The sequence below is a fragment of the Rhodococcus sp. BUPNP1 genome (assembly GCF_002215235.1).
In the GTDB taxonomy this organism is placed as follows: domain Bacteria; phylum Actinomycetota; class Actinomycetes; order Mycobacteriales; family Mycobacteriaceae; genus Rhodococcus.
Map to the genome: position 1 here is coordinate 18,581 of NZ_NERM01000022.1, position 21,524 is coordinate 40,104.

Sequence of the window (21,524 nt, forward strand, 5' to 3'; positions counted from 1 at the left end):
GTGCCCCACTCTGACCTAACGTGGATGAGGTGAGTGCCCACGATCTTCCGATTGACCTTCGACGTGCTCTGGTGGCTGTCGCGCGGACGCCCCGTCTGCTCGTGGCGACCGACTACGACGGCACCATCTCCCCCATCGTGAGCGACCCCGAGAAGGCCTACCCGCACGACGATGCGGTGCGGGCGCTGCGGGGCCTCGCCGCCCTGCCGTCGACGTCCGCTGCCGTCATCTCGGGACGCGCTCTCAAGGATCTCGCCGCTCTGTCGCGGTTGCCGGTCGAGGTCAAACTCGTCGGCAGCCACGGCTCCGAGTTCGATATCGGATTCGTCCACGAGATCGATCCCGACGCCAGGGACCTCCTCGTCTCGATCGTCGAGGGACTGGACTCGGTGGCATCCCGGTTTGCCGGTGTGCGGGTGGAGACCAAGCCCGCGAGCGCCGCACTGCACGTGCGCAACGCCGCCCCCGCCGATGCCGAGCAGGCCCTCGACCTCGTGCGCAACGACCTCGCGCTCCGTCCCGGTGTGCAGGTCACCGAGGGCAAGGCCGTGATCGAACTGTCCGTGGTGCCCACCGACAAGGGCAAGGCACTCGACGTCATCCGGCACCAGGAGGCCTCCACCGCAGCGGTCTTCTTCGGCGACGACGTGACCGACGAGAAGGCCTTCCGCTCCCTGCAGGGCCCGGATATCGGAGTGAAGATCGGCGACGGCGACACCGCCGCCGAGTACCGCGTCCGCACCAGCGAAGAGGTCATCGCCGCGCTCGCGTTCCTGCTCGAGGAACGCCGCACCTGGCTGTCCGGCGCCCACGTCGCGCCGATCGAACGCCTGACGATGCTCGCGAGCCCCCGTTCGAAGGCACTCGTCACCCCCGACGGCACGATCACCTGGCTGTGCCACCCCGAACCCGATTCGGCGGCGGTGTTCGCCCATCTTCTCGGCGGTGACGCCGCGGGACACTTCACCGTCGGCCCGACCCGTCAGGCACTGCCGCTCAGCCAGCGCTACGTCGACTCGACGATGACGGTGGTGACCCGGTGGGCGTCGCTCGCGGTGATCGACTACCTCCCGCACGACGTCGAGGCCGGTCGCACCGACCTGACCCGCGTGATCACCGGACGCGCGAGCGCGGTGGTGACCTTCGCGCCGCGCCCGGAGTTCGGGCAGGGCCAGGTCACCCTCGAGGTCGAGGACGACGGCATCCGCGTGATGGGCTTCAACGAGCCCTACGTCCTGCGCTCCCCCGGTGTGCGGTGGGACATCACGACCGACGGGGTGCACCAGACGGCCCATGCCGTGGTCGACCCCACCGAGAACGACATCATCCTCGAACTCCGTTGCGGTACCGATGATCTCGACGAGCATCCGGTGCCGGAGGTCGAGCGCCGGGCGCAGTCCGAGGCCTACTGGCACACGTGGGCGTCCCGCCTCGAGCTGCCGCCGCTCAAGCCCGATCTCATGAAGCGTTCGGCGCTCACCCTGCGCGGCCTGGTCCACGGTCCGACGGGATCGATCCTCGCCGCGGCGACCACATCGCTCCCCGAGGAGATCGGCGGTGTCCGCAACTGGGACTACCGCTACTGCTGGTTGCGCGACGCCGCGCTCACGGCGCAGGCGCTCGTGCGGGTCGGCTCGCTCGAGGAGGCCGAGAACTATCTCGACTGGGTCCACCGCGTCCTCGAGACGGTGCCCGGTCCCGAGCGTCTGCACCCGCTGTACACGCTCGCCGGCGGAGCGCTTCCGCCCGAGGCCGTGATCGACTCGCTTCCCGGCTACGCCGGCTCGCGGCCCGTGCGGGTCGGCAACGCGGCGAACCAGCAGGTGCAGCTCGACGTCTTCGGCCCGATCGTCGACCTGATCTCCGATCTCGCGCACAGCCGCGAGGCACGCGGCGTTGCTCACGAGCAAGCTCTCACCGACCGCGACTGGGAGCTCGTCTGCTCGATGGTCACCGCGGTCGAGCGGCGCTGGTTCGAGCCCGACCACGGCATCTGGGAGATCCGCCACGCACCTCGTCACCACGTGTACTCGAAGGTCATGGGGTGGCTGACCGTCGACCGGGCGCTGACGCTCGCCGAGAAGTTCGGCCGGACCGCCGGCGAGGGCTGGGCGGCGCTGCGCGACGAGATCGCCGAGGAGGTCACCGAGAAGGGCTGGAACGACGAGGTCCAGTCGTTCACCTCGGCCTACGACGGCACCGATCTCGACGCGGCCACGCTGTTCATCGGCCTCACCGGACTCGTCGACCCGCAGGACGAGCGGTTCCGGGCGACCGTGCAGGCCACCGAACGGGAGTTGCGCAGCGGCGCGACCGTCTACCGCTATCACAGCGACGACGGCCTGCCGGGCGCCGAAGGCGGCTTCCACCTGTGCGCGGCGTGGCTCGTCGCGGCCTACCTGCTGATCGGGCAGCGCAACGACGCCGAAGCGTTGTTCGCACAGCTGGTCGCGGCGGCCGGGCCGACCGGCCTGCTCAGCGAGGAGTACGACCCCGTCGCGGAGCGTGCGCTGGGCAACCACCCGCAGGCGTACAGCCACATCGGTCTGCTGCGCTGCGCCCAGCTGCTGTCGGGCGCGAAGGCCATGGGCGACCGGAAGCGCTGAGCTACCGCTGCAGCGGGGATCGCTGACCTACAGCGGCAGCCGGGACCGCTCGGTCATTCGGCGTACCACTCGCTCTCGACCCGACCCGAGGTGGCACCGAACCACAGCTGGGTCCCCAGGGTCTCGAGCGCGGGCACACCGGAGTGCGAGGGAGCGGCAAGGAGCAGTTCGCCTGCGCGCCGCCCCTTGTCCTTCTGCGGTTGCCGCACGGTCGTGAGGCCTTCGCGGATCGCTTCGTCGATGCCGTCGAAACCGGTGATCGACAGGTGCCCGGGCACGTCGAGGCCCATCTGGTTGGCCCAGGCGAGGGCGCCGAGTGCGAGCACGTCGGTGGTGCACACGAGCGCGGTGATCCGCGGGTTGACGCGCATGATCTGCGCCGCGGCGGACAGGCCGTCCTCCGCGGTGTGGGTGTAGCGCTCGACGACGGTGAGCGATTCGGGGGCCAGACCTGCAGCGCTCATGGCGTCCTGGACGCCGCGGATGCGTTCGCGCTGCACGTGGAAGGCGCCGGATTCGAGGGTCGACAGGTCGACGACCCCGTCGTGCCGTTCGCGGCCGAGGCGCATCGACAACATGCCGATCTGGCGGTGGCCGAGTTCGATGAGGTGGGCGGCAAGATCGCGCATCGCCCGCCGGTCGTCGATGCCCACCACGGGGGTGTTCTCGAGCCCGCGCGGCTGGTCGCATGCGACGACCGGGAGGTGCCGTTCGAGCACGGCCGCGAGATAGGGGTCCTCGGCGGGGACCGAGTAGACGACGAAGCCGTCGACGGACGAGCGGTGCACGACCTGCGCGGCCTCGTCGTCGGTCCGTCCCGGTCCGGCGGGGATGAGCAGCAGTCCCTGCCCGGCCGCTTCGCAGGCCTCGGACAGTCCCGACAGGAAGCTCATGGCGGCGGGATCCCGGAAGGAGTAGCTCAATGCTTCGGTGAGCAGGACCCCCACGGCTCCGGCCTTGCGGGTGCGCAGCGACCGCGCCATCGGATCCGGGCCGGCATATCCGCGTCGTTTGGCGACTTCGAGGACACGTTCGCGGAGCTCGGCGGACAACTGGTCGGGGCGGTTGTACGCGTTCGAGACCGTGGTGCGGGAGATCTTCAACTCGGCGGCAATCGACGCCAGGGTCGCCTGTCGGCGCGGCTGACGAGACCTGGACATGAGAGGACCGTAGTCCTGTGGCCATGGTCACGACCACCCAGGGATGGTAGGAGGCCTCGGCGTCGTCCGCTAAAGTGGAACGGTAACGGTTACCAATAACGTTTGGGTCGGTCGCTCGGTCGTTCCGGACCCCGTTCGCCGAAGACCGCCGATCCTCAGGAGAAGAACTGTGCGACTGTCCTCCCGCACGGCCCTCGCAGCCGCCGCCGTAGCCTGCGCGACCGCACTCGCCGCGTGCGGCACCGGCACCTCCGGCGCCGACGACGACGAGATCAGCGTCGTCGCCTCCACGAACGTGTGGGGGTCGATCGCGCAGGCCGTCGCCGGAGACCGCGTCGAGGTCCGCTCGCTCATCACCGAACCCAACGCCGACCCGCACTCCTACGAGGCCAGCCCCCTCGACGCCGCGGCGATCTCCGACGCCTCGCTCGTCGTCTACAACGGCGGTGGCTACGACCACTTCGTCGACGACATCCTGGGCGCCACCGGAGACAAGCCTGCGGTCGTGGAGGCCTTCGCCCTGTTCGAATCCGGTGCGTACTCGGATCTGCACGCCGGCCACGATCACGGCGACGAGGACGGCACCGACGCCGCCACCGAGAGCACTTCGGAGACAACCGTTTCCGAGGAACACTCGCACGAGAGCGACGAGGCGTCCGATGCCGACGTCGCCGGCGACGGGCACTCGCACGAGGGTCACGACCACGGCGGCATCAACGAGCACGTCTGGTACGACCTCGCGACCGCCGACGCCGTCGCGCACGCCGTCGCCGAGCAGCTCTCCGAACTCGATCCCGACGGCACTGCCGTCTACGAGGCCAACGCCGCAGCCTTCCACGAGAACCTGCACTACGTCGCGGATGTGGTCGACAAGCTCGCCGACACGCACGGCGGCGCGCCCATCGCCCAGACCGAGACGATCGGCCACTACCTCGTCTCGGCCGCGACGCTCGACGACGTCACTCCCCCGGACTTCACCAATGCCATCGAGAACGGCACCGATCCGTCCCCGGCGGCGATCGCGGCGACACGGCAGTTGTTGGTCGACAAGCAGGTTCGCGCCCTGATCTACAACCCGCAGACCGAGGACCGGATCAGCCGCGAGATGCGCACGGCAGCAGAGTCGTCGGGCGTCCCCGTGGTCGAGGTTTTCGAAACCCTGCCCGACGGCGTCGACTACATTCAGTGGCAGGCCCGGACCGCCGAGACCCTCGCCGCCGCGCTCGAGACCGCCTCCTGACCATCCGATCGAGAACACGGACTCCGGTGACACCTCCTCCATCCGACCGCACACCCACCGTCGAACTCCGCGATGCCCAGCTGGCATTCGGCGATCGCGTCCTCTGGGAGGGGCTCGACCTCGTCGTCGAGCCCGGTGAGTTCCTCGCGGTGCTCGGACCGAACGGCGCCGGTAAGACGTCGCTGCTCAAGGTGCTGCTCGGTCAGCTCCCGCTCACCTCCGGAACCGCGACGATCGCCGGACAACCCGTCCGGACCGGGAACTCGCACGTCGGATACGTGCCGCAGCAGAAGTCCCTCGACGAGGGCGTCCCGCTGCGGGGACGCGATCTCGTCGGCCTGGGCATGGACGGACACCGCTGGGGCACCGGCCTGCGCACCCGCCGGCGGCGCCGCATCGCGGTCGACGGCGCGATCGCCCAGGTCGGCGCGGAGACCTATGCCGGAGCCCCGATCGGCACGCTCTCCGGTGGCGAGCAGCAGCGGCTGCGCATCGCGCAGGCGCTCGTGGGAGATCCGCGCGTGCTCCTGTGCGACGAGCCGTTGCTCAGCCTCGATCTCGCCAACCAGCATCTGGTGTCGGCGCTCATCGACCGGCGCCGGCGTGACCACGACACCTCCGTCCTGTTCGTCACCCACGAGATCAACCCGATCCTGCCGCTGGTCGATCGCGTGCTGTACCTCGTCGACGGCCAGTTCCGCATCGGGACCCCCGCCGAGGTGATGACCTCGCAGGTGCTCTCCGAGCTCTACCGCACCGACGTCGAGGTGCTCGAGATGCGCGGCCGCCTGGTCGTCGTCGGCACCGGCGACGCCATCGACGCACTCGGCAGCGCCGGCGGACTGCGCCCCGGGGAAGGCGTCCACCACGATCACGAGGACCACGAATGAGCAGCAAGTTCACCGACGCCCTCGGGCGGATGTTCGACGTGGAGACCACCGTCGAACTCCTGCAGTACGACTTCGTGCAGCAGGCGCTCGTCGCCGGTGCGATCCTCGGCCTGCTCGCCGGCGTGATCGGCCCGCTGATCATCAGCCGTCAGATGGCGTTCTCCGTCCACGGCACCTCCGAACTGTCGCTCACCGGTGCCGCGGCGGCGCTCATCATCGGGGTCTCCGTCGGGATCGGTGCGGTCGCGGGCGCCGTGATCGCCGCGATCCTCTTCGGGGTCCTGGGGACACGTGCCCGAGAGCGCGACTCCGTCATCGGCGTGGTGATGGCCTTCGGTCTCGGTCTCGCCGTCCTGCTGCTGTGGGCCTACGACGGACGCACCGGTGCCGCCTTCTCGCTGCTCACCGGTCAGATCGTGGCGCCCGGCGGTACCGGCATCGCCCTGCTCGCCGCGTGCGCTGCCGTTGTGATCCTCACGCTGCTGGTGATCTACCGTCCACTACTGTTCGCCAGCACCGACCCGGAGGTCGCGGCTGCACGCGGCGTCCCGGTGCGCGCATTGTCGATCGTGTTCGCGGTGCTCGTCGGTGTCACCGCCGCACTCGGTGTGCAGATCGTCGGCGCGCTGCTGGTGATGGCACTGCTCATCACCCCGGCCGCCGCGGCGGCCCGGGTGGTCAACGGTCCGCTCGCCGCCACGGTGCTGTCTGTGGTCTTCGCGGAGATCTCGGCGGTCGGCGGCATCCTGCTCGCACTGGCGCCGGGCGTGCCGGTCTCGGCGTTCATCACGACGATCGCGTTCGTCATCTACATGATCTGCCGCGTGATCGGCACCGCCCGCAACCGACGTGGTTCCGGGCGGGTCGCCGCAACTGCCTGATTCACGGCCCGTCGGGACGTGATCTTGACGCGCTCCTCGACGTCCGCCCAGTTTCCCGAGGTTGCTCCAGTAACGGGACGTCACAGACATCGGGGGTGGAGAGTGCAGCACGTCACGCGTCGTTCCTTCGCGTCGACAACCCCGACAAGCGGTTCCTGTGGCACCGGTCGAACCCCGAGGTGTTCGGTCGCCACCTCGCCTTCGAGCCCTACACCGGTCTGGTCGAGGCGTGCGTCGGCGAGAACATGACGGCCCTGTGCGCCGCCGGTGTCGGCGGCGGGTCGCTCGTCTACCAGGGCATGACGCTGCAACCCGATGAAGCGGTGTTCAACGCCCACTTCCCGAACGAACTCGACTGGGCGCGCATGGACCGCGTCCACTACCCGCGCGTCGCGCAGATGCTGTGCCTGGCCGTGGCGCCCGACGAACTCGTCGACAGCCCCAACTACGCGACCTCGCGCATCTTCGCCGACCGTGCGCGGAAGGCCGGTTTCCCGATCGACAAGATCCCGATGCCGATCGACTGGGACTACGCGCTCGCCGAACTCCGCGGCGAGATGGCCCCGGCCTACACCGACGGTTCGGGCGCGATGGGCGTCAACAACGGCGGCAAGCACTCCGTCGACGTCACCTACATCGCGGAGGCCGAGGCCACCGGTCTGGTCACCGTCGCGACGCAGCACGAGGTCACCGACATCGAACGTGCCGAGGACGGCCGGTGGACGGTGCACGTGAATCACATCGACACCTCCGGTGCCGTCGTCGAGAACAAGATCCTCACCACCGACGCGCTGGTGCTGTCCGCAGGCACCATGAACACCACCCGGCTGCTGATGAAGGCCGCCGCGAAGGATCTGATCTCCGACCTGCCCGACGGCGTCGGCCAGGGCTGGGGTTCGAACGCCGACCGCATCTACCTCTGGACGAACCTCGAGGAGGAGTTCGGCGCGGTGCAGGGCGGTCCCGTCGTCTACGGCAGCAAGAACTGGGACGACCCGAGCTCCGCGTACACCGTCATCCAGGCCTCCATCCCCGGCTTCTACGGGATCGACATGCGCAGCACCGTACTGGTGGGCTACGGCGTCAGTGAGGGTCGCGGGCACTTCGTCTACGACGCTGCTCGCGACGACGCCGTCCTGCGCTGGCCGCACGAAGGGGACTCGGTGCTGCAGACGGGCCACATCGACCCCACCGTGCGCCGCATCGCGGGCGAACGCAGCATCCTGACCGACACCAACTCGATCGTCCCGTCGACCTGGCATCCACTCGGCGGCGCGAGCATGGGCACGGTGTGCGATCTCGAGGGCCGCGTGCTCGGCCAGCGCGGGCTGTACGTGCTCGACGGCGCCCTCATGCCGGGCAACACCGCCGCGTGCAACCCGTCGATGACGATCGCCGCCGTCGTCGAACGCGCCCTCGACGACATCGTCGTCCGCGACGCCAGAACGGTCTTCTGAGCGGGCATAGACTCGGGTCGTGACCCGCATCGACCTCAACAGCGACCTCGGCGAGAGTTACGGCCAGTGGCGTCTCGGCGACGACGAGACCATGCTCGACATCGTCACCAGCGCCAACGTGGCGTGCGGATTCCACGCCGGCGACCCGGCGACCCTGCTGAGCACCTGCCACGGCGCCGCGAAGCGCGCGGTACGGATCGGCGCCCAGGTCGGCTACAACGACATCGGCGGTTTCGGCCGCCGGTTCATCGAGGTGCCGTCGGCGGATCTCACCGCCGAGATCATCTACCAGATCGGCGCGCTCGACGGTCTCGCCCGGGCGGCCGGTTCGTCGGCGAGCTACGTCAAACCCCACGGCGCGCTGTACAACGCGATCGTCCATCACCGCGAACAGGCCCGTGCGGTCGTGGATGCGGTACGCGCCTACGACGCCTCGCTGCCCGTCCTCGGACTGCCCGGCTCCGTCTTCCTCGAGGAGGCCGAACGGGCCGGACTGAAGGTGGTCGCCGAGGCGTTCGCCGACCGCGCCTACACCCCCGAGGGCACGCTCGTCTCCCGACGCGAACCCGGTGCGGTACTGCACGATCCGGAGGAGGTCGCCGAGCGGGTCCTGCGCATGGTCACCGAGGGGGTGGTCACCGCCATCGACGGCAGCGACATACGCGTGAACGCGCAGTCGGTGTGCATCCACGGCGACTCCCCCGACGCCACGGCGATGGCCGTCGCCGTGCGCCGCCGGCTCGACGCCGAGAAGATCGACATCCGGGCGTTCGTGTGAACGCCCGACATCGCGAGGTCCACCGATGAAAATCCTTCGTGCCGGAGACAGCGCCCTGCTCGCCGAATTCGATTCCCTCGACGAGGTTCTCGCCCACTTCCGGGCACTCGACCGCGAGCGGCCGCGTGGCGTCGTCGATCTCGTGCCGGCGGCGCGGACACTGCTGGTGTGCTTCGATCCGTCGGAGACCGGCGCGCAGGTCGTGCACAAGTGGGTCACCACCACCCCACCGGTGTCCGGGGACGACGTCGACATCGAGGAGGTGACGCTCGAAGTCCGGTACAACGGCGTCGATCTCGAAGAGGTCGGCGAGTTGACCGGCCTCGGCGCGGACGGCGTGATCGCCGCCCACACCGGCGGCCTCTGGACGGTCGCCTTCGGCGGGTTCGCGCCCGGCTTCGCGTATCTCACCGGCGGGGATTCTCGATTGCACGTGCCGCGTCGCAGTTCACCGCGCACCTCCGTCCCGTCCGGCGCCGTGGGACTGGCGGGTGAGTTCTCGGGCGTCTACCCGCGGAAGTCGCCCGGAGGATGGCAACTCATCGGAACCTCCGATGCCCCGCTGTGGCAACCGGACCGGACTCCTGCGGCGCTGCTGCGACCGGGATGTGCGGTGCGCTTCGTCGCGATCTGAACCGTCCCCGGATCCACTGCGCCGCTGCGCTCAGATACCGAGCACGGCCTTCGCGACGAGGAAATAGATCACCAGGCCGGTCGCGTCGACGAAGGTCGTGATGAACGGATTGGAGAAGACCGCGGGGTCGGCGCGGATCGATTTGGCCACCAACGGCATCGCACCACCGACGGTGGCGGCGAGGGTGCAGATGCTCACCAGCGTCAGCCCGATCACCGCGCCCACCGACGAGTCGTAGACCAGGGACGTCAGGACGAACGCGACCGAGCCCAGCAGGACACCGAGGGACAGACCCACCCGGAGCTCGCGGGCGATCACCCCGCCGATGTCGCGTGGCGTCACGTCGTCGAGCGCCAATGCGCGGGTGACCGTGGTGGCGGCCTGGTTTCCGGTGTTGCCCCCGGTGCCGATGATCAGCGGCACGAACAGCGCCAGGGTGACCACCTGATCGAGGGTCGACTCGAATACCTCGAGGACCTGGACCGTGAGGGTCGCGCCGAGTGCCAGGAAGAGTAACCACACCACCCGCGAGCGCACCAACTGCCCGACGGGTGTCGCGAGATAGGGCCGGCGCAGCGGCTCGGTACCGCCGATGCGCGCCTGGTCCTCGCTGTCGGCGGCTTCGAGGATCCGCAGGGCGTCGTCGACGGTCAGGATGCCCACCAACCTGGTCTCGCTGTCGACGACGATCAACGCCAGCAGTTTGAGTTCGGCGCAGCGGCGCGCGGACTCCTCGGCGTCGTCGGTCACGCGCGCCCAGTAGGGCTCGTTCATGATGTCGGCGAGCACCGTTCCCGGCGCCGCAGTCATCAGCTCGCGCAGACCGACCACCCCGACGAGCACACGACCGTCGTCCACCACCGGCAGCGTGTACACCGTCTCCGCGTCGTCGAGCCGACGACGCACGGCGTCCATCGCCTGCTCGACGGTCATGTCCTGCCGCAGCGACACGAAGGCCGGGCTCATCCGCCGGCCGATCGACCGCTGCGGATAGCCGAGGATCGTGGCGGTCACCTCGCGGTCGGCGGGCGGCAGGCCGCGCATGAGGGTCGACGCGACCGTCGCGGGCAGTTCGTCGAGCAGTTCCACCCGGTCGTCGGGTTCGAGGTCGGCGAAGATTGCGGCCACCTGATCGTCGCGCAACCCGCGGAGCAGTTCGCTCTGCATGCTCGGGTCGAGCTGTTCGAAGACGTCGATCGCCCGGTCCTTGGGCAGCAACCGGTAGAGCACTGCTCGATCCGTCCGACCGAGCCGTTCGAGCACGTCGACGACCTGTTCAACGCTCAGTTCCGCGACAGCGTCGTGCGCGGCCTGAAGGTCGTCGGCCTCGACGGCCTTCTCGATCAGTCGCGTCGTCGCCGCCCGGACGTCTGCTTCATCCATGATCGTCACCTCCTTCCTCATGATCTTCAACCTAACGCGATCGTTCGGCCGGAGTGCGGACGTGCGATCGAAGCCGGTGAGTGAGAATGAACATCGTGGCGTGGTTCGAGGTGCTCTCCGGCGGAATGCTCACGACGGTCCAGGATCGCGGACGTCCCGGTTACGGTTCCTCGGGCCTCACCCGGTCCGGTGCCGCCGACCGGCGCGCACACGACGCCGCGAACCGGCTCGTGGGGAACCAGCCGGACGCGGCGACACTCGAGGTGACCGGCGGTGGTCTCGCCGTCCGCAGCGTCGGCGAGACGATCGTGGCCGTGACCGGTGCCCGCGCCGACGTGACCGTGTGCGACCGGCCGGTCGGCGACTGGGCGCGCATCACCCTCCGCAACGACGACGTGCTGCGGATCGGCGTCCCGAACGAAGGCCTGCGGATTTACCTCGCGGTACGCGGCGGCATCGACGTGCGGGAGGTACTCGGCAGTAGATCCACCGACATCCTGTCGCACACCGGACCGGCACCCGTTCGCGCCGGCGACAGTCTGCTCGTCGGGGCGATGTCGGGTCACCTGCCCGACGAGGAGCAGTTCCCACCACCACCGCCGATGGACGACCCCGTAGAGATCCGGGTACGGTCCGGCCCGCGCGACGACTGGTTCACGCCCGGATCACTGCGGGCGCTGTTCCACGAGACGTGGACGGTGACACCGGAACTCGACCGGGTGGGTATCAGGTTCCACGGTCCCGGCCGACTGCACCGGGCACGGCACGAGGAGATGCCCAGCGAGGGCATGGTTCCCGGCTCGCTGCAGATACCGCCGGACGGGCATCCGGTGCTGTTCCTCGTCGACCATCCCGTCACGGGCGGCTATCCGGTGGCCGCGGTGGCGGTCGCCGCCGATCTGCCGGTCGCGGCGCAACTGCGTCCCGGACAGCGGGTGCGGTTCGTGCCGGTACGGTGATCGCTGCTGGGTGACCGTCAGGCGCGTGACGGCACGGAGGTGTCGTCCTCGTCGGTCGGGTCGGTAGCCGTCACCCGACGTACGAAGGTGATCGCCTCGTCGAGTGCGTGTGTCGCGGGCGGAGAGATGCCGGGCAGGCTGAGATAGCCGTGCACGGTGTCGGGATAATCGGTCTCCGCGACGTCGCCGCCCTTGGCCCGCAATGCTGCGGCGTATCGAACGGCGTTGTCGCGCAACGGGTCGTGCCCGGCGATCTGGACGAGGGCCGGTACGGCGGCACCGGCGAGCGTGCCGCGCAGGGGAGCCGCGGTCGGCGCATACGGATCGGCTCCGGCCAGATACAGGCGCACGAACGCCCGCATACCGCGGGAGGTGAGCACGGGAGCGTTCGCGAACTGCCGCTCCGACGGGAACTCCTCCTCCATCTCCGTCGCCGGATAGATCAGCACCTGACCGGCCGGCAGCGGACCACCCGAGCGGCCGGCCACGTCGGCGACGACCGCGGCGAGGTTGCCTCCGGCACTGTCACCGGCGACCACGACGCGGGACGGATCACCGTCGAGTTCCGCAGCGTGTGCGACGACCCACCGGAACGCCGCCCAGCAGTCCAGCACCGCTGCGGGATAGGGATGTTCGGGGGCGAGCCGGTAGTCCACCGACACCACGACGCTCGGGGTCCGCGCGGCGGTGTGGCTCGCCCACCACTCGTTCTGCTCCGGATTGCCGAGCACCCACCCGCCGCCGTGGAACAGCAGCACGACCGGCAGCGGACCGCTCGTTCGCGCCGAGGGCCGATAGATCCGCAGACGGGTCCGGACCGGGGAGTCCTCGGGGGCGAGATCGTCGATCACCTCGTGCTCGAGATCGACCCATCGGTCCTCGATCCGCACGCCGGGATGCGTCCGGCCCGAGATCAGCCGTCCGACCGGGGACGACAGGAGCTTCGTGCGCGCAGCACGACGTGCCGGGATCTCGTCGACGGACGCGTCGGCAATGGACTTGTCGGCGAAGCGTTCGAGGAAGGCGAACACCTTCGTACGGAACGGCAGGGATGCGACCACGAGGACAGACTAGGCCCTCGCGACCGCAGCTCGGGCAGACTCGATCAGACCCGACGCTGCCGCGCGATGTCCGCGAGCACCACGCCCGCCGCGACGGAGGCGTTGAGCGACTCGACGTCTCCGGCCATCGGGATGGAGAGAACGGCGTCGCAGGTCTCCCGCACCAGGCGCGAGAGTCCCTTGCCCTCCGACCCCACGACCACGACGACGGGATCGGTGCCGTCGAAATCGTCGAGGTTGGTGTCGCCACCGGCATCGAGACCGACGACGCGGACACCGCGGGACTGCCAGTCCTTGAGCGTGCGCGTGAGGTTGGTGGCACGCGCGACGGGCAGTCGCGCTGCGGCACCGGCGCTCGTGCGCCATGCCACGGCCGTCACCGACGCCGAACGGCGCTGCGGGATGACCACACCGTGGCCGCCGAAGGCCGCGACCGAACGGATCACCGCGCCGAGATTGCGCGGATCGGAGATGTTGTCGAGGGCCACGAGCAGCGGACGCTCGTGGTTCTCCGCGGCGCGGGCCAGCAGGTCGTCGGGGTGCGCGTAGCGGTACGGCGGCACCTGCAGGCCGATGCCCTGGTGCATCCCGTTCGACGACAGACGGTCGAGTTCGGAACGCGAGACCTCGAGGATCGAGATGCCCATCTCGGCCGAGCGCTGCACGGCTTCCTTGAGCCGCTCGTCGGCCTCGGCGCCGAGGGCGACGTACAGAGCGGTCGCGGGCACACCGGCACGTAGGCACTCGACGACCGGGTTGCGGCCGAGCACCATCTCCGGCCCGTCTTCGGCCTTGCGACCGGCGGCGGGGCGACGACCGCCGCCGCGCGTGTCGGCGGCCTTGGCCGCGGCCCGGGCACGCCGTGCGGCGGGGTGGTAGGGCCGGTCCTCGGCCTTGGGGGTGGCGCCACGCGCTTCGAGGCCGCGTCGCCGCTGTCCGCCGGACCCGACGACCTGACCCTTCTTCGTGCCGCCCTTACGAATAGCGCCGCGACGCTGGGAATTGCCTGCCATCACTGTCCTGCTTTCAGAGACCACTCGGGTCCGTTGGGCGTATCGGTCACTTCGACCCCCGCGGCTGCGAGGCGGTCCCGCACCTCGTCGGCCACCGCCCAGTTCTTCTCGGCCCGGGCGGTCGTGCGGCGTTCGAGATCCGCGCCGACCAGCACGTCGAGTGCCGCGAGTGCGGCCGATCCGGAATCGTCGGTGGAGCACCAGTGCTCGTCGAGCGGGTCGACACCGAGGATGCCGAGCATGCTCCGGACCTGCGCGGCGATCTGCACGGCCGTGTCGAGATCACCGTTGTCGAGCGCCTTGTTGCCCTCGCTGCGCTTGCGGTGGATCTCCGCGAGCGCCTTGGGGACACCGAGATCGTCGTCGAGTGCTTCGGCGAAGCCTTCGGTCCACTCGCCCACGGGCACCTCGCCCGCGCGGTCGCGGGTCTTGAGCACGAACGACTCGAGTCCCCGGTACGCAGCGGCCGCTTCGGCGAGCGCGTCGTCGGAGTATTCGAGCATCGAACGATAGTGGGCGCTGCCGAGGTAGTAGCGCAGTTCCTGCGGACGGACGCGGGCGAGCACGTTGGGGATCGACAGCACGTTGCCGAGCGACTTCGACATCTTCTCGCCGCCCATCGTCACCCAGCCGTTGTGCAGCCAGTAGCGGGCGAAGCCGTCGCCGGCGGCGCGGGACTGGGCCATCTCGTTCTCGTGGTGCGGGAAGACGAGGTCCATGCCTCCGCAGTGGATGTCGAAGGTGCCCCCCAGATAGAAGCCCGCCATCGCGGAGCACTCGAGATGCCAGCCGGGGCGACCGCGTCCCCACGGGGTCGGCCACGACGGCTCGCCGGGCTTCTCGGCCTTCCACAGCGTGAAGTCGCGGGGGTCGCGCTTGCCGAGTCCGGCGCTCTCGCCCTGGTGGACGTCCTCGATGCGGTGTCCGGAGAGGGCGCCGTATTCCGGGTAGCTCAACACGTCGAAGTAGACGTCGCCGTCGGCCGCGTAGGCGTGCCCGGCGTCGATGAGGCGCTGGATGAGTTCGACCATCTGCGTGATGTGGCCGGTCGCGCGGGGTTCCACCGAGGGGGGAAGCACACCGAGCGCGTCGTAGGCGCGGTTGAAGGCCCGTTCGTAGGTCGCGGCCCACTCCCACCACGGACGGCCTGCCTCTGCGGCCTTGCGGAGGATCTTGTCCTCGATGTCTGTGACATTTCTCACAAACAAGACATCGAGACCCTTGGTAGAGAGCCACCGACGGAGCACGTCGAACGCAACGCCGCTGCGTACGTGCCCGATATGGGGTTCGCCTTGGACGGTGGCCCCACACAGGTACACCGAGGCCTGGCCGGGGACCAGCGGTTCGAAATCCCGCACGGCCCGCGATTCGGTGTCGTATAAGCGCAAGGTCACGACCGTCGATCCTACCGCTCGTCCTGCTGCGCCAGGACCAGTGCGGTCGCAACCGCGGCCACACCTTCTCCCCGACCGGTGAGCCCGAGACCGTCCGTGGTGGTCGCCGACACGGAGACCGGACCGCCGAGCGCCTCGGACAGCACCGCCTGTGCCTCCTCGCGCCGCGGCCCGATCTTCGGGCGGTTCCCGATCACCTGCACGGCGGCGTTACCCACCACCCAGCCGGCGTCGGCGAGCAGGCGACGTACCTCGCCGAGCATGGCGACACCGGAGGCGCCGGCCATCTCGGGGCGTCCCGTGCCGAAGACCGATCCGAGATCACCGAGACCGGCGGCCGAGAGCACCGCATCGCACAGCGCGTGCGCAGCGACGTCCCCGTCCGAGTGACCCGCGCACCCGTCGGCGTCCTCGAACAGCAGACCGGCCATCCAGCACGGCCGTCCGGCCTCCACGGGATGTACGTCGGTTCCGATGCCGACACGCACGATGCTCACATCTCCTTCTCGGTGCGGACGCCGGACGCGAGCACGGTCCGTGCCAGCACCAGGTCCAGCGGGGTGGTGATCTTGAAAGCGAGCGGGTCGCCCGCGACGGTGGTGATCCGCTCCCCCAACCGCTCGACGAGTCCCGCGTCGTCGGTCGCGTCGGCCGCGTCCCGGTTGGCTCGCTCGAGCAATTCGACGTCGAATCCCTGCGGGGTCTGCACCGCGCGGAGGGTCGACCGGTCGGGAGTCCCGGTGACGACTCCGTCCTTGTCGACACTCTTGATGGTGTCGACGACGGGCAGGACGGGGATCACCGCGTCGCTGCCGGCCCGCAACGCGTCGACGACCCGGACGAACAGCTCGGCCGGGGTGAGCGCACGCGCGGCGTCGTGGACGAGCACGAACCGCGCGCCCGATGCCGCCGCAAGACCGGCGCGCACCGAGTCGGCGCGTTCGGCGCCACCCGCGACGACGGTGACCCGGTCGGCGAACGACTCGCCGACGAGCCGGTCCGCGGGCGTCGCAGCCAGTTCGGGCGGCGCGACGATCACCACTCGATCGATGACCGCTGAAGCGAGCATCGCCTCGACCGAGCGGTCGAGCATCGTGCGGCCGTCCAGTTCCACGAACGCCTTGGGCAGTGGTTCTCCCAGGCGAACACCGCGGCCGGCCGCCGGAAGGATTCCGACGACCGGCCCGTTGCGATCGCTCATGTGCAGTTTGCCGATGTCTCGCGCGTCAGGAAGCGGCGGCGAGAACCTCGTCGAGCATGGTCTCCGCCTTGACGTCGTCGGTGCCCTCGGCGAGCGCGAGCTCACCGACGAGGATCTGACGTGCCTTGGCGAGCATCCGCTTCTCACCTGCGGACAGGCCGCGGTCCTGCTCCCGGCGCCACAGGTCGCGCACAACTTCTGCGACCTTGTTGACATCGCCGGAGGCCAGCTTCTCGAGGTTGGCCTTGTACCGCCGTGACCAGTTGGTGGGTTCTTCCGTGTGGGGTGCGCGCAGCACCTGGAAAACCTTGTCGAGGCCTTCCTGCCCGACGACGTCGCGCACTCCGACGTACTCCGCGTTCTCTGCAGGTACCCGGACCGTCAGGTCGCCCTGCGCGACTTTCAGAACCAGATATTCCTTCTGCTCACCCTTGATGGTGCGTGTTTCGATTGCTTCGATCAGCGCCGCACCGTGATGGGGGTATACGACGGTGTCTCCGACCTTGAAAATCATGTGTCCCGTGCCCCTTTCGATTCTCCCAGTTTAACACGTGACCACATCGCCCTCCCGTCAACGGTGCAGGTCAGGGGCACCGAGCGCTGAGCGTAGGGCTTGACAGGCAGTCGCTTCCGTGTATCGGGTGACCTCCGACACACCCGCCCGTCGGTGCCTGTCGATCTTGTCTTCCGCGCGCGAATCCGCACGAGATCCGGCCCCGACGTACACAGCACACACGGGAACTACTACTCTGCCTAGTGGATTGCGAGCCTTACTCGAGTGGAGGAACCCGTGACTGCTCTCAAAGCGCCGACTCGCCGAGTCGTGACCGCTCTCGCCCTTGCCGCGGGAGCGGCGCTCACGATGTCCGCGTGCAGCGCCGGTCAGATCACCCAGACCTCGACCCAGGTCGCGGCCATCAACGGTTCCAACGTGGACGCCGGCAGCCTCGCGCTGCGCAACGTGCACGTGATCTACCCGGACTCCGAGGAGTACAGCATCGAGCCCGGCGGCACCGCCCAGCTCGGCTTCACGATCGTCAACCTCGACCCGTACGTCGGCGATCAGCTCACCGGTATCTCCACCGATTTCGCAGCCTCCGTCACGGGTGCCCGCCTCGAGGTTCCGCCGCAGTCCTCCGTGGTCGCCGGTGTCTCCGAGGAGAACGCCGCCCTCGTCGAGGAGGTCGACGAGTCGCCGCGTCCGAACAGCACCGAGGAGACCCCCTCCCCCGCGCCGGCCGGCGTCGTCAACAACGTCGAGCTCGTGAACCTCTCCGAAGGTGTCCGCCCGGGTCTGACCATCCCCGTGACCTTCACGTTCGCCGAGGCCGGCGACGTGACCCTGTCCGTGCCGATCGACGCCGGCCCGGAGCTCCCCCGCGACGAGTCGGAGCTCTCGCCGATCGTGGGCGAAGCACACTAGGACTTTCCTGCAGAAGGGCCCGGCCGAGCACAGCTCGGCCGGGCCCTTTCGCATCCGCTCCGATGTCGGTGCGACCGTCTATCCTCCGGCCGTGGCAAAGACCAAGACCCTCTACCGCTGTTCCGACTGCTCGCACACCGTCGCGAAGTGGGTCGGGCGCTGTCCCGAATGCGGAACGTGGGGGTCGATGGACGAAGCACCCGTCCAGCCGGTCGCGGTCGCCTCGCGCTCCGGTACCTCGCTCGCCCGCACCGGTGCCGCCGCCGTGCTGCCGAGCACCCCGGCCACCCCGCTGTCGCAGATCGACGGCAAGGCCACCCACGCGAAGCCCACGGGCATCCCCGAGCTCGACCGCGTCCTCGGTGGCGGTGTCGTTCCCGGTTCGGTCGTCCTGCTCGCCGGCGAACCCGGTGTCGGCAAGTCCACGCTGCTCCTCGAGGTGGTGCACCGCTGGGCGCTGCGCGGCGAAGCCGATCGCGCGCTCTACGTCACCGGCGAGGAATCGGCCGGTCAGGTGCGTTTGCGCGCCGACCGCACCGGCGCCGTGCACGACCGGGTCTATCTCGCCGCCGAGAACGACCTCGCGACGATCTTCGGGCACGTCGAGCAGGTCGAGCCCACGCTGCTGGTCGTCGACTCCGTCCAGACGATGCTCGCCGCCGACGTCGACGGCGTCACCGGTGGTGTCACGCAGGTCCGCGCGGTCACCAGCGCCCTGACCTCCCTCGCGAAGTCCAGCGGCATCCCGGTGCTGCTCATCGGCCACGTCACCAAGGACGGCGCGGTCGCCGGTCCGCGTTCCCTCGAGCACCTCGTCGACGTGGTGCTGCACTTCGAGGGCGACAAGCACTCCACGCTGCGCATGGTGCGCGGGGTGAAGAACCGGTTCGGGGCCGCCGACGAGGTGGGCTGCTTCGAACTCGCCGAGGACGGGATCGTCGGCGTCAGCGACCCGTCGGGGTTGTTCCTGCAGCACCGTGACGAGGCCGTACCCGGCACCGCCGTCACGGTCACGATGGACGGCAAACGCCCGCTCCTCGGCGAGGTCCAGGCGCTCGTGGTGCCCACCCACAATCCGTCACCGCGACGCGCCGTGAGCGGCCTCGACTCCGCGCGGGTGGCGATGGTGCTCGCCGTGCTCGAGCGTCGCTGCGGCCTCGGCCGGCTCGGCAACTGCGACGTCTACGCCTCCACCGTCGGCGGTATGCGGATCACCGATCCGTCCGCCGACCTCGCGCTCGCACTCGCCGTCGCCTCGGCCGTGCGCGACCAGCCCGTCCCGGCCGGCACCGTGCTGCTCGGCGAGGTCGGTCTCGCCGGGGAGGTCCGTCGTGTCGTCGGCGCGGGTCGCCGACTCGCGGAGGCGAACCGACTCGGGTTCGACCGCGGGGTGGTTCCGCGCGATGTCGAGGGTGCCCCGAAGGGCATGAAGAAGTTCGAGGTGTCCAACGTGGCGCAGGCACTGTCGACGCTCACGCGCTGACCTGCGGACATGTCGGCAGCGCCGATCTGCCGAGATGTCGGCGGTCGGTGCGAACATGTGTTCGTGTCCGATGCGACGGTGCTGCACGCCGATCTCGACGCGTTCTACGCGTCGGTGGAGCAGCGCGACGATCCGTGGCTGCGCGGCAAACCCATCGTCGTGGGTGGGGGTGTCGTGCTCGCGGCGAGTTACGAGGCCAAGGCCCACGGCATCGTCACTGCGATGTCGGGCCGGGCCGCCCGCGCACTGTGCCCGGGACTGATCACGGTGCCTCCCCGCATGGAGGCCTATGCGCAGGCCTCGCGCGATGTGTTCGCGATCTTCGACCGCACCACACCGATCGTGGAGGGGATCTCCATCGACGAGGCGTTCCTCGACGTCTCCGGTCTCGGGCGCATCGCCGGCAGACCCGTCGACATCGCCGCACGTCTGCGCCGCACGGTCGCCGAGGAGGTGGGGCTGCCGATCACCGTCGGTGTCGCGCGCACCAAGTTCCTCGCCAAGGTCGCGAGCGGGGTGGCCAAGCCCGACGGCCTGCTCCTCGTCCCTCCGCACGCCGAACTCGAGTTCCTCCATCCGTTGCCGGTGGAGCGATTGTGGGGCGTCGGCAAGGTGACGGCGGCGAAGTTGCACGCGCACGGTCTGCGGACCGTGGCCGACGTCGCCGCCCACTCCGAATCCGATCTCGTCTCGCTGCTCGGACGCGCGGCGGGACGCCACCTGCACGCCCTGGCGATCGGCCACGATCCGCGTCCGGTCCGTCATCGGCGGCGCAGTTCGATGGGCGCGCAGCACGCCCTCGGCCGCGGACCGCACAGCATCGAGTCGGTCGGCGAGACGCTGCAGTTGCTCGTCGACCGTGTGTGCCGGCGGATGCGCCGGGCCGAGCGTCTCGGTCGCACGGTGGTCCTGCGGATGCGCTTCGCCGACTACACCCGCGCGACCCGCTCCCACACGTTGCCCGGTGCCACCGCACGCACCGACCTGTTGTCGGCGGCGGCGCGCGACCTGCTCGAACAGACCCGGCCGCTCATCGCCGAGCGCGGCCTCACCCTCATCGGGATCGCGGTGACGAATCTCGTCGGCGAAGGCGTCGAACAACTCGAGCTGCCGTTCGACGAACCGGTCGACGCTGCCGCGGACCGTGGCGGCGACACGCGAACTCACCGCGCGGTCGACCGGCATGCGCTCGATGCGGTCCTGGACGATCTGCATTCCCGCTACGGCGCGGGCGCGGTCACCTCGGCCGCGTTGCTCGGACGCGACCACCGGCCGGGGGTTCCGCTGCTCCCCGACGGGCCGGAAACCTGAACGAGACAGGCCCGATCCGCAGAAATGTCAGACAGCGGAGATGTCGTGTTCGCTCTGCGGGAGGCCGTCGGCATAGTCGCGGCCCTTCGCGAAGTGCTCGTGTCCGACGACGACGAACAGCCCGACCGACGACGCCACGACGACGTCCGGGTCGGCCAGGGGACCGTCGACGATGCGCGCCTCCGCGCTGGTGTAGACCTTGCGCCGCACCGTGCCGTCGACGCGGGCGCGGAACTCGAGCACCGAGCCCAGCGGGATGGGACGGGCGAAATCCGTCTCGAAGTGCCCGGTGACGACGGCGGTCCGCAGGGCGGCGTTGCACGCCATTCCCTGCACTTCGTCGAAGGCCGTCATGAGGATGCCGCCGTGGATGAATCCCGGTCCGCCCTGGTAGCGGGTGGCGACGTCGAGACGGCCGAGCACCTCGAGACCCTGGCCGATCGTGAATTCCATCGCGAGGCCGTGGGGCTGGTCGTCACCACAACCGAAGCATTTGTTCCAGTGCTGCGGTACCGGTGCACCCGGGCCGGGATGATCTTCCGGCAGTTGGGGAACGACGAGGTCGTCGGGCAGAGTCCAGGTGCTGCGCATAAGCAAGTAATGTAGTTGCGCGGTCGGGGGCGCCGATCCGGGAGTCCGCGCATTGTGAC

20 protein-coding genes are annotated in these 21,524 nt (G+C 69.6%); 11 read left to right on the forward strand and 9 right to left on the reverse strand.

All coding sequences use genetic code 11. The annotated features are described in order from the left end of the window. Nucleotides 1-29 precede the first annotated feature (29 nt). Nucleotides 30-2,606: a trehalose-phosphatase gene (gene otsB, locus B9C99_RS19645; RefSeq protein WP_026061381.1), complete on the forward strand. Its 2,577-nt coding sequence runs from the start codon at nucleotides 30-32 to the stop codon at nucleotides 2,604-2,606. Nucleotides 2,607-2,659: 53 nt separating this feature from the next. Here the strand turns inward: otsB and B9C99_RS19650 are convergent, their stop codons facing one another. Continuing rightward, nucleotides 2,660-3,766, reverse strand: a complete 1,107-nt coding sequence (locus B9C99_RS19650) for a LacI family DNA-binding transcriptional regulator (protein ID WP_026061382.1) — start codon at nucleotides 3,764-3,766, stop codon at nucleotides 2,660-2,662. A gap of 169 nt (nucleotides 3,767-3,935) precedes the next feature. On the opposite strand from B9C99_RS19650, the gene B9C99_RS19655 reads away from it, so the two are divergent. The 6 genes from B9C99_RS19655 to B9C99_RS19680 all read left to right on the forward strand — a co-directional run bounded on the left by B9C99_RS19655 (nucleotide 3,936) and on the right by B9C99_RS19680 (nucleotide 9,646). Continuing rightward, nucleotides 3,936-5,006 carry a zinc ABC transporter substrate-binding protein gene (locus tag B9C99_RS19655; protein WP_016693329.1) on the forward strand — a complete coding sequence of 357 codons (1,071 nt, stop codon included), beginning with the start codon at nucleotides 3,936-3,938 and terminating at the stop codon, nucleotides 5,004-5,006. A gap of 26 nt (nucleotides 5,007-5,032) precedes the next feature. Then, complete coding sequence (locus tag B9C99_RS19660) at nucleotides 5,033-5,896, forward strand: metal ABC transporter ATP-binding protein (protein ID WP_088899035.1); 864 nt, start codon at nucleotides 5,033-5,035, stop codon at nucleotides 5,894-5,896. After that, nucleotides 5,893-6,777 (forward strand): metal ABC transporter permease, encoded by an 885-nt coding sequence (locus tag B9C99_RS19665; RefSeq protein WP_088899036.1) that lies wholly within the window; start codon nucleotides 5,893-5,895, stop codon nucleotides 6,775-6,777. Before B9C99_RS19660 ends, B9C99_RS19665 begins: the two co-directional genes overlap by 4 nt. Before the next feature lie 95 nt (nucleotides 6,778-6,872). Continuing rightward, nucleotides 6,873-8,234, forward strand: coding sequence for a GMC oxidoreductase (locus B9C99_RS19670; protein ID WP_253250142.1), 1,362 nt, complete (start codon nucleotides 6,873-6,875; stop codon nucleotides 8,232-8,234). A gap of 19 nt (nucleotides 8,235-8,253) precedes the next feature. After that, complete coding sequence (locus B9C99_RS19675) at nucleotides 8,254-9,012, forward strand: LamB/YcsF family protein (protein WP_088899037.1); 759 nt, start codon at nucleotides 8,254-8,256, stop codon at nucleotides 9,010-9,012. A gap of 25 nt (nucleotides 9,013-9,037) precedes the next feature. Continuing rightward, nucleotides 9,038-9,646, forward strand: a complete 609-nt coding sequence (locus B9C99_RS19680; RefSeq protein WP_064061070.1) for an allophanate hydrolase subunit 1 — start codon at nucleotides 9,038-9,040, stop codon at nucleotides 9,644-9,646. 30 nt (nucleotides 9,647-9,676) lie between these two features. On the opposite strand, the gene mgtE is transcribed toward B9C99_RS19680, so the two are convergent. Beyond that, nucleotides 9,677-11,029, reverse strand: coding sequence for a magnesium transporter (gene mgtE, locus B9C99_RS19685; RefSeq protein ID WP_024102862.1), 1,353 nt, complete (start codon nucleotides 11,027-11,029; stop codon nucleotides 9,677-9,679). A gap of 86 nt (nucleotides 11,030-11,115) precedes the next feature. On the opposite strand from mgtE, the gene B9C99_RS19690 reads away from it, so the two are divergent. Next, nucleotides 11,116-11,988 carry a biotin-dependent carboxyltransferase family protein gene (locus B9C99_RS19690; RefSeq protein ID WP_064061071.1) on the forward strand — a complete coding sequence of 291 codons (873 nt, stop codon included), beginning with the start codon at nucleotides 11,116-11,118 and terminating at the stop codon, nucleotides 11,986-11,988. A gap of 17 nt (nucleotides 11,989-12,005) precedes the next feature. Here B9C99_RS19690 and B9C99_RS19695 read toward each other — a convergent pair whose 3' ends face one another. The 6 genes from B9C99_RS19695 to carD are packed head-to-tail and all read right to left on the reverse strand — an operon-like array spanning nucleotide 12,006 to nucleotide 17,171. Next, on the reverse strand, nucleotides 12,006-13,049 hold the full coding sequence (locus tag B9C99_RS19695; RefSeq protein ID WP_088899038.1) for an alpha/beta hydrolase: 1,044 nt from the start codon (nucleotides 13,047-13,049) through the stop codon (nucleotides 12,006-12,008). Nucleotides 13,050-13,093: 44 nt separating this feature from the next. Then, nucleotides 13,094-14,062 carry a 23S rRNA (guanosine(2251)-2'-O)-methyltransferase RlmB gene (rlmB, locus tag B9C99_RS19700; protein WP_088899039.1) on the reverse strand — a complete coding sequence of 323 codons (969 nt, stop codon included), beginning with the start codon at nucleotides 14,060-14,062 and terminating at the stop codon, nucleotides 13,094-13,096. Continuing rightward, nucleotides 14,062-15,456: a cysteine--tRNA ligase gene (cysS, locus tag B9C99_RS19705; RefSeq protein ID WP_088899040.1), complete on the reverse strand. Its 1,395-nt coding sequence runs from the start codon at nucleotides 15,454-15,456 to the stop codon at nucleotides 14,062-14,064. The genes rlmB and cysS overlap by 1 nt, the downstream gene beginning before the upstream one ends. A gap of 11 nt (nucleotides 15,457-15,467) precedes the next feature. Beyond that, nucleotides 15,468-15,944: a 2-C-methyl-D-erythritol 2,4-cyclodiphosphate synthase gene (gene ispF, locus B9C99_RS19710; RefSeq protein ID WP_026061385.1), complete on the reverse strand. Its 477-nt coding sequence runs from the start codon at nucleotides 15,942-15,944 to the stop codon at nucleotides 15,468-15,470. Between the two features lie 5 nt (nucleotides 15,945-15,949). Further along, complete coding sequence (gene ispD, locus B9C99_RS19715) at nucleotides 15,950-16,657, reverse strand: 2-C-methyl-D-erythritol 4-phosphate cytidylyltransferase (protein ID WP_088899041.1); 708 nt, start codon at nucleotides 16,655-16,657, stop codon at nucleotides 15,950-15,952. Nucleotides 16,658-16,682: 25 nt separating this feature from the next. Next, nucleotides 16,683-17,171: an RNA polymerase-binding transcription factor CarD gene (carD, locus tag B9C99_RS19720; protein ID WP_006550486.1), complete on the reverse strand. Its 489-nt coding sequence runs from the start codon at nucleotides 17,169-17,171 to the stop codon at nucleotides 16,683-16,685. Between the two features lie 276 nt (nucleotides 17,172-17,447). Between carD and B9C99_RS19725 the strand changes: the two genes are divergently transcribed. From B9C99_RS19725 to dinB, 3 genes are all read left to right on the forward strand, one after another. After that, nucleotides 17,448-18,080, forward strand: coding sequence for a hypothetical protein (locus B9C99_RS19725; RefSeq protein WP_172415017.1), 633 nt, complete (start codon nucleotides 17,448-17,450; stop codon nucleotides 18,078-18,080). A gap of 91 nt (nucleotides 18,081-18,171) precedes the next feature. Continuing rightward, nucleotides 18,172-19,563 (forward strand): DNA repair protein RadA, encoded by a 1,392-nt coding sequence (gene radA, locus B9C99_RS19730; RefSeq protein WP_088899043.1) that lies wholly within the window; start codon nucleotides 18,172-18,174, stop codon nucleotides 19,561-19,563. A 57-nt stretch (nucleotides 19,564-19,620) separates the two neighbouring features. Continuing rightward, on the forward strand, nucleotides 19,621-20,874 hold the full coding sequence (dinB, locus tag B9C99_RS19735) for a DNA polymerase IV (RefSeq protein ID WP_088899044.1): 1,254 nt from the start codon (nucleotides 19,621-19,623) through the stop codon (nucleotides 20,872-20,874). Nucleotides 20,875-20,901: 27 nt separating this feature from the next. Here dinB and B9C99_RS19740 read toward each other — a convergent pair whose 3' ends face one another. Further along, nucleotides 20,902-21,465, reverse strand: coding sequence for a PaaI family thioesterase (locus B9C99_RS19740; RefSeq protein ID WP_088899045.1), 564 nt, complete (start codon nucleotides 21,463-21,465; stop codon nucleotides 20,902-20,904). Between the last annotated feature and the right edge of the window lie 59 nt (nucleotides 21,466-21,524).

Excerpts from the sequence above, each read along its gene's own strand:
- B9C99_RS19740 (WP_088899045.1), bottom strand. The coding sequence starts at position 21,465 with ATGCGCAGCACCTGGACTCTGCCCGACGACCTCGTCGTTCCCCAACTG.
- carD (WP_006550486.1), bottom strand. The coding sequence starts at position 17,171 with ATGATTTTCAAGGTCGGAGACACCGTCGTATACCCCCATCACGGTGCG.
- ispD (WP_088899041.1), bottom strand. The coding sequence starts at position 16,657 with ATGAGCGATCGCAACGGGCCGGTCGTCGGAATCCTTCCGGCGGCCGGC.
- B9C99_RS19665 (WP_088899036.1), top strand. The coding sequence starts at position 5,893 with ATGAGCAGCAAGTTCACCGACGCCCTCGGGCGGATGTTCGACGTGGAG.
- mgtE (WP_024102862.1), bottom strand. The coding sequence starts at position 11,029 with ATGGATGAAGCAGACGTCCGGGCGGCGACGACGCGACTGATCGAGAAG.
- B9C99_RS19680 (WP_064061070.1), top strand. The coding sequence starts at position 9,038 with ATGAAAATCCTTCGTGCCGGAGACAGCGCCCTGCTCGCCGAATTCGAT.
- rlmB (WP_088899039.1), bottom strand. The coding sequence starts at position 14,062 with ATGGCAGGCAATTCCCAGCGTCGCGGCGCTATTCGTAAGGGCGGCACG.
- B9C99_RS19690 (WP_064061071.1), top strand. The coding sequence starts at position 11,116 with ATGAACATCGTGGCGTGGTTCGAGGTGCTCTCCGGCGGAATGCTCACG.
- B9C99_RS19650 (WP_026061382.1), bottom strand. The coding sequence starts at position 3,766 with ATGTCCAGGTCTCGTCAGCCGCGCCGACAGGCGACCCTGGCGTCGATT.